Source organism: Alteromonas sp. NFXS44, from assembly GCF_040148705.1.
Taxonomy (GTDB): Bacteria; Pseudomonadota; Gammaproteobacteria; order Enterobacterales; family Alteromonadaceae; genus Alteromonas.
On record NZ_JAGDEA010000008.1, the window covers coordinates 16,153 to 27,799 of the forward strand.

At 47.1% G+C, this 11,647-nt stretch carries 7 protein-coding genes; 2 read left to right on the top strand and 5 right to left on the bottom strand.

Annotated features, from left to right (window positions below):
• Nucleotides 1–34: 34 nt before the first annotated feature.
• From rpsA to gyrA, 5 genes are all read right to left on the bottom strand, one after another.
• On the bottom strand, nucleotides 35–1,705 hold the full coding sequence (rpsA, locus tag J3369_RS11130) for a 30S ribosomal protein S1 (RefSeq protein WP_349586745.1): 1,671 nt from the start codon (nucleotides 1,703–1,705) through the stop codon (nucleotides 35–37).
• A 130-nt stretch (nucleotides 1,706–1,835) separates the two neighbouring features.
• Nucleotides 1,836–2,510 (bottom strand): (d)CMP kinase, encoded by a 675-nt coding sequence (gene cmk, locus J3369_RS11135; protein ID WP_119501431.1) that lies wholly within the window; start codon nucleotides 2,508–2,510, stop codon nucleotides 1,836–1,838.
• 138 nt (nucleotides 2,511–2,648) lie between these two features.
• Entirely contained in the window at nucleotides 2,649–3,929 is a 1,281-nt protein-coding gene (aroA, locus tag J3369_RS11140) for a 3-phosphoshikimate 1-carboxyvinyltransferase (RefSeq protein WP_303574811.1), read from the bottom strand.
• A 4-nt stretch (nucleotides 3,930–3,933) separates the two neighbouring features.
• Nucleotides 3,934–5,019 carry a 3-phosphoserine/phosphohydroxythreonine transaminase gene (gene serC, locus J3369_RS11145; RefSeq protein ID WP_303574713.1) on the bottom strand — a complete coding sequence of 362 codons (1,086 nt, stop codon included), beginning with the start codon at nucleotides 5,017–5,019 and terminating at the stop codon, nucleotides 3,934–3,936.
• Between the two features lie 90 nt (nucleotides 5,020–5,109).
• Entirely contained in the window at nucleotides 5,110–7,803 is a 2,694-nt protein-coding gene (gene gyrA / locus J3369_RS11150; RefSeq protein WP_349586750.1) for a DNA topoisomerase (ATP-hydrolyzing) subunit A, read from the bottom strand.
• 290 nt (nucleotides 7,804–8,093) lie between these two features.
• Here gyrA and ubiG point away from each other — a divergent pair, with 290 nt between their 5' ends.
• Both ubiG and nrdA read left to right on the top strand, forming a co-directional pair.
• Nucleotides 8,094–8,801: a bifunctional 2-polyprenyl-6-hydroxyphenol methylase/3-demethylubiquinol 3-O-methyltransferase UbiG gene (ubiG, locus tag J3369_RS11155; protein WP_349586753.1), complete on the top strand. Its 708-nt coding sequence runs from the start codon at nucleotides 8,094–8,096 to the stop codon at nucleotides 8,799–8,801.
• A gap of 421 nt (nucleotides 8,802–9,222) precedes the next feature.
• Nucleotides 9,223–11,550, top strand: coding sequence for a class 1a ribonucleoside-diphosphate reductase subunit alpha (nrdA, locus tag J3369_RS11160; protein ID WP_349586756.1), 2,328 nt, complete (start codon nucleotides 9,223–9,225; stop codon nucleotides 11,548–11,550).
• Nucleotides 11,551–11,647 lie beyond the last annotated feature (97 nt).

The window sequence follows — 11,647 nt, forward strand, 5'->3', positions numbered from 1 at the left end:
AACGGGTGTGGTTTTAGCACACCCGCAATTTGCATTATTCGCCTTTAGCAGCTTTAAATGCTTCTGCCATCGCGTTTGCGAAGCCGCCATCGTCGTTCTGGTTAACTTTGTCGATAGCTTCTTTTTCGTCAGCCTGGTCTTTCGCTTTAACAGACAGGTTAACAGTGCGATTTTTACGGTCTACGCCCATAAATTTCGCTTCGATGCTTTCGCCAACGCTAACAACTTCAGAAGCGTCTTCTACACGGTCGCGAGACAGGTCTGCAACACGAATATAGCCGTCAACTTCTTCAGACAGATTAACGGTTACGCCTTTCGCGTCTACAGCGGTAACTGTACCGTTAACGATAGCACCTTTCTTAGTATCTGTCAGATACTTGTTGAAAGGGTCTTCTTCGATTTGCTTAACGCCAAGAGAGATACGCTCACGCTCCGGGTCGACTTGCAGAACAACGGCAGAGATTTCGTCGCCTTTCTTGAATTCACGCACTGCATCTTCGCCAGTTTTGTTCCAGCTGATGTCAGACAGGTGAACCAGACCGTCGATGCCGCCGTCAAGGCCGATAAAGATACCGAAGTCAGTGATAGACTTGATCTTACCAGACACTTTGTCGCCTTTTTCGTGTGACTTCGCGAACGTTTCCCATGGGTTGTCGATGCACTGTTTCAGACCCAGAGAAATACGACGACGTTCTTCGTCGATTTCCAGAACCATTACTTCTACAGTGTCGCCTAAGCTAACAACTTTAGATGGGTGGATGTTCTTGTTAGTCCAGTCCATTTCAGAAACGTGTACCAGACCTTCAACGCCATCTTCGATTTCTACAAAGCAGCCGTAATCAGTCAGGTTAGTTACCTGACCAGAGATCTTAGTACCTTCTGGGTAACGCTGAGAAATGTCATGCCATGGATCGTTGCCCATTTGCTTCATGCCCAGAGAAACACGTTGCTTGTCTTTGTCGAACTTCAGAACTTTAACGTTGATTTCGTCACCAACATTAACGATTTCGCTTGGGTGCTTAACGCGCTTCCAAGCCATATCAGTGATGTGCAGAAGGCCATCTACGCCACCCAGATCAACGAACGCACCGTAATCAGTCAGGTTCTTAACGATACCTTTGATTTCGTGACCTTCTTCCAGGTTAGCCAGCAGAGTTTCACGTTCTGCGCTGCTTTCTGCTTCGATAACCGCACGACGTGAAACAACAACGTTGTTACGCTTAGCATCCAGCTTGATTACTTTAAACTCAAGCTCTTTGCCTTCCAGGTGAGTGGTGTCGCGTACTGGACGTACGTCAACCAGAGAACCTGGCAGGAACGCTCGAACACTGTTAACTTCAACAGTGAAACCGCCTTTAACTTTACCGTTGATAACGCCTTTGATTGTGACTTTATCTTCGTAAGCTTTTTCCAGCTCAACCCATGCTTCGTGGCGCTTAGCTTTTTCACGTGACAGGATAGTTTCACCGAAACCATCTTCAACAGCGTCAAGTGCTACGTCTACAGAGTCGCCAACAGCGATTTCTAATTCGCCTTCAGCATTTTTGAATTGATCAGCTGGGATAGCACTTTCTGATTTCAAGCCTGCATCAACAAGAACGATGTCTTTGTCGATAGAAACAACGGTACCTTTTACAATTGAACCAGGGCGTGTTTCCAGTTCTTGTAAGCTTTCTTCAAAAAGTTGTGCAAAATTTTCAGTCATATGCTCAGTAAATTTTAAAAGTTGACATCCACATTACAGTCCGGCTAACGTGGGGTTGCTAACAAAAGTCGTCACGTCCTGTGTCGACATATCAAAATAATGGAACGAAAAAAAAGAGGCTGCGCTTAAATCAGCGAACCTTCGATCTCACAACTTCCATCGCTTTTTCAAACACCTGCGTAATATCCAGGTGAGTAGAATCTATTACTACCGCATCTTCAGCCGGTACCAGAGGGGCAACTGCCCGCTGCGTATCACGTTCATCACGTGCTTTGATATCGGTTAAAAGGCGCGCAATATTAACATCCATGCCCTTCTCTTTCAACTGGGCATATCGCCGTTCAGCTCTGGCTTCAGCGCTAGCTGTTAAAAATAGTTTTACAACCGCATCAGGAAACACCACCGTGCCCATGTCGCGGCCGTCAGCAACCAGGCCGGGCGCCTGCTGAAAGGCACGCTGGCGACGCAATAATGCTTCACGGACCCTGGGTAACGCGGCTACCTGTGATGCTACAGCGCCTACCTGTTCAGTGCGGATGTCATCAGTCACATCTTCGCCTTCCAGAATAATGCGGTTAGCTTCGCCGTTTGTTTCAAAGCTGACATCCAGACCGGTTGCCAGCGGCACAACAGAAGCTTCATCATCCACGGGTAAATCGTGGTGTAATGCTGCAACAGCCAGGACGCGGTATATTGCGCCACTATCCAGAAAATGCCATTGAAGTTCTTTTGCAAGTAAACTGCTCAGGGTTCCTTTACCAGCTCCACTTGGTCCGTCAACCGTGACGACGGGGATCAGTTGCATACCTGCTCCACTTGTTAAAAGGTTATTAAATCGCGCGCAATTATACGCACCTTGGCATGATAAGCAATGCTGCCTGTAAGAACAGGCAGCATTGTTTTAACTTAGAAAGGTGTCATTTTCCTGACAGTTAGCGACAAATTAGTGACAGATTGTCGCGAAACGGGTGAAGTAGTCCGGGAAGGTCTTGGCTGTACAGCGCGGATCGTTAATAGTGACCGGCGTATCGCTGAGTGCTACAAGAGAGAAGCACATTGCCACACGGTGATCATTATACGTATCGATTTCAGCATGCTTCAGTGATTTCAAAGGTTGCACGGTGATGTAATCGTGTCCTTCGTCCACTTCGGCGCCCAATTTGCGTAACTCATTAGCCATTGCATGCAGGCGATCCGTTTCTTTAACCCGCCAGTTGTAGATATTCCGGATAGACGTCGGCCCTTCTGCAAACAGCGCTGTGGTAGCAATAGTCATGGCCGCATCAGGAATGTGATTCATATCCATATCCACCCCTTTTAACGGTGCACCGGTAACAGTCACTGACTCATCCGCCCACTCAACTTTCGCACCCATCGCTTCAAGTACATCAGCAAAACGTACGTCACCCTGGATACTTTTACTCCCAATGCCGGTAACTTTCACCGTACCGCCTTTAATTGCAGCAGCAGCCAGGAAGTAAGAGGCTGATGACGCATCACCCTCAACCATGAAACGACCCGGAGAAGTGTAAGTTTGATTTCCCTTAACCTCGAAGCAGGTGTAGTCATTGTTAGTGACGACAATACCGAATTTGGCCATGGTATCCAGCGTAATATCGATATAGGGTTTAGAAACCAGCTCACCCTTAATTTTTATCAGTGTATCAGAAGCGAATAACGGCGCAGCCATTAATATTGCGGTCAGGAACTGACTGGATACACTGCCATCCACGTTAACTTCTTTTGCCGACAACGGTTTACCGGCAATTTTAAGCGGCGGATAACCGGCATTTTTAAGATATGTGACATCAGCACCGGCTTCCAGCAAGGCATCAACCAGATCGCCGATTGGACGCTCTTCCATACGCGGTTCGCCGGTCAGTGTAACCAGCACATCACTGGCAGCAAGGACAGCACACAACGGGCGCATTGCCGTTCCTGCATTGCCAAGAAATAATTCGGTTTCACCGGCAACGTTGAATTTTCCGCCAATACCGGTAACCGTACATTCAGTTTTATCTTCACTCAGCGTGTAAGTCACACCCAGCTTTTCCAGGGCGACCAGCATGTGGCGGATATCATCACTGTCCAGCAAATTGGTCAGTGTTGTCTCACCTTTTGCCAGCGCTGCAAGTAACAGAGCACGGTTAGATAAACTCTTAGATCCCGGTACGTTGACTTCTCCGTCTACACGGGAAATTGGTTGTAATGTTAACTGCTCCACTGACTCACCCGTTTTGCTTTTCAAATTGCTGCATAAATTCAACCAGTGCCACAACACCTTCAACCGGCATTGCGTTGTAGATACTGGCGCGCATCCCGCCCACAGAGCGGTGCCCTTTCAACGCTTTGAGTCCGGCAGCTTCAGCCTGTTCTAAAAATGCCTGATTCAAGCCGTCATCTGCCAGATGGAAAGGCACATTCATTTTAGAACGGTTGTCAGGATGCACCGGGTTTGAGTAGAAATCACTGTTATCGATAGCACTGTACAGTAACGCCGCTTTCTCATCGTTGCGTTTTTGCATGGCGCTCAGGCCACCATTGTTCTTCAGCCATTTGAACACGAGACCCGCCAGATACCATGAGAAAGTGGGCGGTGTGTTATACATTGAATCGTGATTAGCCATCAATTCAAAATCGAAAATGGACGGGGTTTCTTTACGCGCTTTACCGATAAGGTCGTCGCGAACAATTAATACCGATAAACCGGAAGGACCGATATTTTTCTGTGCACCGGCATAAATGATGCCGTGTGCCGCCACATCCAGTGGTTGCGACAAAATACAAGAAGACATATCAGATACCAGCGGTACCTTACCAGCCTCAGGTATCCAGTCAAAAGCAATACCATCAACGGTTTCATTGGGGCAAAAATGCAGGTAAGCCGCATTCTGGTCAACATCGCCGGCATTGACTCTTGCGACTGATTTCAGTCCGTCAATGTCGATGGTTTCACCAATCACTTTGGCATTGTTGTATTTAGATGCCTCAGCAACGGCCCCTTTCGACCAGGAGCCGGTAACCATGTGCAAAGATGTGTCACCGGCTTGAGAGATGTTCAGCGGCACAGAGGCAAACTGTCCGCGGCCGCCACCATGGGCAAAAAGCACTTTGTAATTGTCCGGTACGGCCAGTAAGTCGCGCAGGTCCTGCTCTGCTGTAGCGGCAACTTCAATAAAATCTTTGCCACGATGGCTGACTTCCATGACAGAGCAGCCTGAATCACGCCAGTTCAGAAATTCCGCCTGTGCCTGTTGCATGACCTCTGCAGGTAACATTGCGGGTCCAGCACTGAAGTTAAATACATTACTCATAGATTATTTCAACACCTGTAAACACAACAAGCGGCAAAAGCCGCTTGTTGAATAAGAGTTAAAACGCGCTGCAGTTAACAGCGCGCCGGCTTATTCTTCTGTCGTTGGCTTATCGCTGTCTGAGACAGCGGCATCATTGTTAGTAGATGCTTCTTCAGCGGTGTTTTCCCCGCCTTCTTCCAGCTCAAGTTCTTCGTCGATCACTTCTTCGATACGTTGAAGACCTACTACTTTCTCATCATCAGCAGTTCTGATAAGACGTACACCCTGGGTGTTACGCCCAACCGTAGACACTTCACCGACACGGGTACGTACAAGTGTGCCCATGTTGCTGATAAGCATGATTTCGTCAGTTTCATCAACCTGTACAGCGCCGACAACTTTACCGTTACGTTCTGACACTTTGATAGACACCACGCCCTGAGTCGCACGACTCTTAGCCGGGTAATCTTCAAGCGGCGTACGTTTACCATAACCGTTTTCAGTCGCAGTAAGGATGGCGCCGTCACCACGGGGAACAATCAGGGATACCACACGCTGACCTTCCTGCAGTTTAATACCGCGAACACCCGTTGCTGTTCTGCCCATAGGACGCAGAGCCTGCAACTCTTCACCGGTTTCCGGATCACGTTTCACTTCACCTGTTTCTGAGTCGCGCAGTTTTTCGTTAAAACGAACCACTTTACCTTCGTCAGAGAACAGCATGATGTCGTCGTCACCGTGGGTGATTGATACGCCAATCAGTTCATCGCCTTCATTAAGGTTAACGGCAATAATTCCACTGGAGCGTGGTCTGGAGTACAGACTCAAATCAGTCTTTTTCACCGTACCGTTGGCTGTCGCCATGAGTACAAACTTGCCTTCTTCAAATTCTTTGATAGGCAGAATGGCAGTGATCCGCTCGTCACTTTCCAGCGGCAGAATATTTACAATCGGCTTACCGCGGGCATTCCGGCTGGCAAACGGTAACTGATAAACCTTCAACCAGTACAGACGGCCACGGGTAGAGAAACACAGGATATGGTCGTGGGTATTCGCAACCAGCAGACGCTCAATGAAATCTTCATCTTTCATCTTCGTCGCTGACTTACCTTTACCACCACGGCGCTGCGCTTCATATTCAGTCAGTTTCTGATATTTCACATAGCCTTCGCGGGACAGCGTCACAACAACGTCTTCCTGCTCAATCAAATCTTCAATATCAATGTCATGGCTTGCAGCCGTGATCTCTGTGCGACGTTCATCACCAAACTCATCACGGACTTTTTCGAGCTCTTCACGGATGACTTCCATCAAGCGCTCAGGGCTTTGTAAGATGTGTAGCAGCTCCGCGATGATAGCCAGTAACTCTTTATACTCATCAAGGATTTTTTCGTGCTCAAGACCTGTCAGTTTATGCAAACGCAGATCAAGGATGGCCTGTGCCTGTTGTTCTGTCAGGAAGTACTTGCCATCACGGATACCAAATTCCGGCGTCAGCCAGTCCGGACGGGCTGCATCATCACCGGCACGCTCAAGCATGTCAGCAACATCACCCAGGTTCCAGCCCTGAGCAACTAAAGCTTTCTTGGCTTCAGATGGACTCGGCGAAGCTTTAATAAGCTCAATGATAGGATCGATGTTGGTCAGTGCAATGGCAAGACCTTCAAGGATATGGGCACGGTCCCGCGCTTTACGCAGTTCATATACCGTACGGCGGGTAACCACTTCACGACGGTGAAGGATAAACGCCTCTAGCATTTCCTTGAGGTTAAATACTTTAGGCTGACCGTTATCCAGTGCCACCATATTAATACCGAATACCGTTTGTAGCTGGGTATTGGCATACAGGTGGTTAAGCAATACTTCCGCCGACTCGTTGCGTTTTACTTCAACAACAATGCGCATACCGTCTTTGTCAGACTCATCGCGCAGGGCAGAAATACCTTCGATACGTTTTTCTTTTACCAGTTCAGCGATCTTTTCAATCAGGCGGGCTTTGTTTACCTGATAAGGGATCTCATTAACAACGATGGTTTCTTTACCATTACTGTCAGTTTCGATTTCCGCTTTGGCACGCATATAGATTTTGCCACGACCGGTACGGTAAGCATCATCAATACCTTTACGTCCACTGATCATCGCCGCAGTAGGGAAATCCGGACCCGGAATATACTGCATCAGCTCTTCAATGGTAACGGCAGGATTCTCTATCATTGCGATACAGCCGTTAACCACCTCAGTGAGGTTGTGGGGCGGAATGTTTGTTGCCATACCAACGGCAATACCGGAAGAGCCGTTTACCAGCAGGTTCGGCACCTTGGTAGGTAAAACCTCAGGGATTTGCTCTGTACCGTCATAGTTAGGTACGAAATCTACGGTTTCTTTATCAAGATCCGCCAGTAACTCATGGGCAATTTTAGCCATACGTACTTCGGTATAACGCATGGCCGCGGCAGAGTCGCCGTCTACAGAACCGAAGTTACCCTGCCCGTCTACCAACATGTAACGTAAAGAGAATGGCTGTGCCATACGTACAATTGTGTCGTATACCGCACTGTCACCATGAGGGTGATATTTACCGATAACATCACCCACCACACGGGCGGATTTCTTATACGGTTTATTGAAGTCGTTTTTGAGTTCGTTCATCGCGAAGAGTACGCGGCGGTGAACCGGCTTGAGGCCGTCCCTTACGTCAGGCAATGCTCGCCCGACAATAACGCTCATCGCATAATCAAGGTAGGAGTTTTTAAGCTCTTCCTCGATATTTATGGGGAGAATTTCTTTAGCGTTATCAGTCATAAACTGCTATGTCCCTTGATTCAAGTTCAAGCGTATCCAATGTCACGCACTTTAAAATGCAGCTAAGAACAGCGCTTTCTTATTATGGGTTTTACAAGTAATCATTGAGTGTATCACCGGATGACAGATTTATGTAGCGCTTAATACCTGCAAATGGGGCTGTTATTACCAACCGATTACTTTTCACACAATTAATCCACTTTAATACACAAATCGTCCCTTTTACTGCTTTGATCATGTATCGTATTTATCAAAATCAATCTCCTCTATCTGATAATACGAGCACCAGTATGTCGAATGTCGATGAACAAGAAATTGCCAAATTCAGTGAACTGGCCTCCCGTTGGTGGGATACCGAAAGTGAATTCAAACCCCTGCACTTAATCAACCCGTTAAGACTTGATTTTGTGCAGCAGCACTGTGATGGTCTGTTTGAAAAGAAAGTGCTGGATATTGGTTGTGGAGGCGGCATTCTTGCAGAATCCATGGCTAAACTGGGTGCTGATGTTACCGGTATTGATTTGGCGTCTGCTTCTTTAGAGGTTGCTAAACTTCATGGTCTGGAATCCGATGTAAAAGTTGATTATCAGTGTGTTTCTGCAGAAGACTTTGCAGAACAAAGACCCGGAGAGTTCGATGTGGTGACGTGTATGGAAATGCTCGAGCACGTTCCTGATCCGGCATCGATCATCACTGCCTGCGCCAGGCTGGTTAAGCCCGGTGGCCATGTATTTCTGTCTACTTTAAACAGAAATGTGAAATCCTGGCTGATGGGCATCGTTGGTGCCGAATATATCCTCAAACTGGTACCAAAAGGCACGCATCAGCATGCCCGTTTCATTAAGCCTTCAGAATTAATGGCAATGACCGATAAGGTTGATCTGTTTGCCAGAAACACCACAGGTCTGCATATGGATCCGCTAAGCCGCCAGTTCTACTTATCGGACAAAAACATCGATGTGAACTACATCGTCCATACGCAAAAAAGCCTGCAGTAAACACTATATATAGTATTTAAGAATAAATATTACGCTATATGTCGTATTTGTAACCAACCCGCTTTGAGCGATTAAAACTTTTTAACCGGCGATCAAAAAAAGTAAAAAATGGTTGCATCTGTCTGATTTGGCTTAGTCATGCCGCTCATAGGTGAGTTACCACTAACCTTTTTCAGGGACCGTTTTGATCGCTGGATAAACCACCAGATATTGGGTTGCAAAACCACGCAAACCTCACTATCTTGTGTCTTGTCCGACGGGTGTTTTAGAACAATAAAGTAGTACAAAAACACGGGATCCCGCCAGGCAGTAAGGGATCTCTGCTGGATCAAGCTTTCAAGGCTTAGCAAATTCAATTTTATAAAGATGAAAAGGGTGCCAACCCTTGCTTCATGCGCTAACAAACTAACGGCCAGTACAAATGAACAACAACTTGTATGTCACTAAACGCAATGGCGAAAAAGAAGTCATTGAGTTAGATAAGATCCATAAAGTGATCACGTGGGCAGCAGAAGGGTTAAATAACGTTTCTGTTTCTCAGGTAGAAATCAAAGCTCAGATCCAATTTTACGATGGTATCAAGACCGGCGAAATCCACGAGACATTGATCAAGTCTGCAGCCGATCTTATTTCAACAGATGCGCCTGATTATCAGTATCTTGCAGCCCGTCTGGCTATCTTCCACCTGCGTAAAAAAGCATATGGTCAGTTTGAGCCGCCTAAATTGTTTGATCATGTTAAAAAGATGGTTGAACAGGGTAAGTATGACGAGCACCTGTTGTCTGACTACACGCAAGCTGAATTTGAGGCGATGGATGATTTCATCGATCACTGGCGTGATATGACTTTCAGTTATGCTGCTGTTAAGCAGCTTGAAGGTAAGTATCTGGTACAAAACCGTGTTACCGGCGACATCTATGAAAGTGCCCAGTTCCTGTATGTTCTGGTAGCCTCCTGCCTGTTCGCTGACTACCCGAAGGAAACCCGTCTTGATTATGTCCGCCGTTTTTACGATGCAACATCGACATTCAAGATTTCTCTGCCTACACCGATTATGTCCGGTGTGCGCACCCCTACCCGTCAGTTCAGCTCATGCGTACTGATTGAAACCGGTGATAGTCTGGATTCTATCAACGCCACCGCCAGCGCCATCGTAAAATACGTGAGTCAGCGTGCCGGTATTGGTGTAAACGCTGGTCGCATTCGTGCACTGGGTAGTCCAATCCGTGGTGGTGAAGCTTTCCACACAGGTTGTATTCCTTTCTACAAGTACTTCCAGACTGCGGTAAAAAGCTGCTCTCAAGGCGGTGTTCGTGGTGGTGCAGCGACGTTGTTCTACCCGCTGTGGCACATGGAAGTTGAATCACTGCTGGTACTGAAAAATAACCGTGGTGTTGAAGAAAACCGTGTACGTCATCTCGACTACGGCGTGCAATTCAACAAGCTGATGTATCAGCGTATGATGAAAGACGGCTACATCACACTGTTCAGCCCGTCTGATGTACCCGGTCTGTACGATGCTTTCTTTGCCGATCAGAACAAGTTCGAAGAACTGTATGTGAAATACGAACAGGATGACTCCATTCGTAAGAAGCAAATTAAAGCTATGGAACTGTTCAGTCTGTTTATGCAGGAACGTGCTTCAACCGGCCGCATCTACCTGCAAAACGTTGACCACTGTAATACTCACAGCCCGTTTGACCCGGCTGTTGCCCCTGTCCGTCAAAGCAACCTGTGTCTTGAAATCGCGCTGCCGACCAAGCCGCTGGAGCACGTAAACGACGAAAATGGCGAAATTGCACTGTGTACGCTGTCAGCGTTCAACTTAGGTGCGATTAAATCTCTGGATGAATTCGAAGAATTATCCGACCTTGCTGTGCGTGCACTGGACAGCCTGCTCGACTATCAGGATTACCCGGTTCCGGCGGCATACCATGCCACTATGAATCGTCGTACGCTGGGTATAGGTGTTATCAACTTCGCTTATTATCTTGCGAAGAATGGCGTGAAGTATTCTGACTTCAGCGCAAATCCGCTTATTCACCGTACGTTCGAAGCGATGCAGTACCATTTATTGAAAGCGTCTGTGAATCTGGCAAAAGAGAAAGGTGCGTGTCCTAAATTTAATGAGACCACCTACTCTAAAGGTATTCTGCCTATCGATACCTACAAAAAAGATTTGGACGCCATTTGTAACGAACCCTTACACATGGACTGGGAAGGCCTGCGCGCTGAAATGATGGAGCACGGACTACGTAATTCTACGCTGTCTGCACTGATGCCGTCTGAAACGTCTTCGCAGATTTCCAATGCAACCAATGGTATCGAGCCGCCCCGTGGTCATATCAGCATCAAATCAAGTAAAGATGGTGTACTGAAGCAAGTTGTCCCTGAATATGAAAATCTGAAAGATGCCTATGAACTGCTGTGGGATATTCCGTCCAATGACGGTTACCTGCAACTGGTTGGCATTATGCAGAAATTCATTGACCAGACTATTTCTGCTAACACCAGTTACGATCCGGGCAAATATGAAAGCGGTAAGGTACCGATGAAGTTGCTGCTCAAAGATCTGCTGACCTCATACAAGCTGGGTGTGAAGACACTGTATTATCATAACACCCGTGACGGCAACACCGACACCAGCTCTATGGAAGTCAAACAAGGCCAGGCGAAACCTCAACCACAAGCGCAAACCGCTGTGATTGAAGAAGACGACGACTGTGCCGGCGGTGCATGTAAAATATGACCCGTGAGTTATTCCACATGTAACATAGCTGTGGATAACTTTCTATATTTTACAATAAAAACAACAATTTATAGATAAGGGGCACTTCGCCCCTTTT

Excerpts from the sequence above, each read along its gene's own strand:
- rpsA (WP_349586745.1), bottom strand. The coding sequence starts at position 1,705 with ATGACTGAAAATTTTGCACAACTTTTTGAAGAAAGCTTACAAGAACTG.
- cmk (WP_119501431.1), bottom strand. The coding sequence starts at position 2,510 with ATGCAACTGATCCCCGTCGTCACGGTTGACGGACCAAGTGGAGCTGGT.
- serC (WP_303574713.1), bottom strand. The coding sequence starts at position 5,019 with ATGAGTAATGTATTTAACTTCAGTGCTGGACCCGCAATGTTACCTGCA.
- gyrA (WP_349586750.1), bottom strand. The coding sequence starts at position 7,803 with ATGACTGATAACGCTAAAGAAATTCTCCCCATAAATATCGAGGAAGAG.
- ubiG (WP_349586753.1), top strand. The coding sequence starts at position 8,094 with ATGTCGAATGTCGATGAACAAGAAATTGCCAAATTCAGTGAACTGGCC.
- nrdA (WP_349586756.1), top strand. The coding sequence starts at position 9,223 with ATGAACAACAACTTGTATGTCACTAAACGCAATGGCGAAAAAGAAGTC.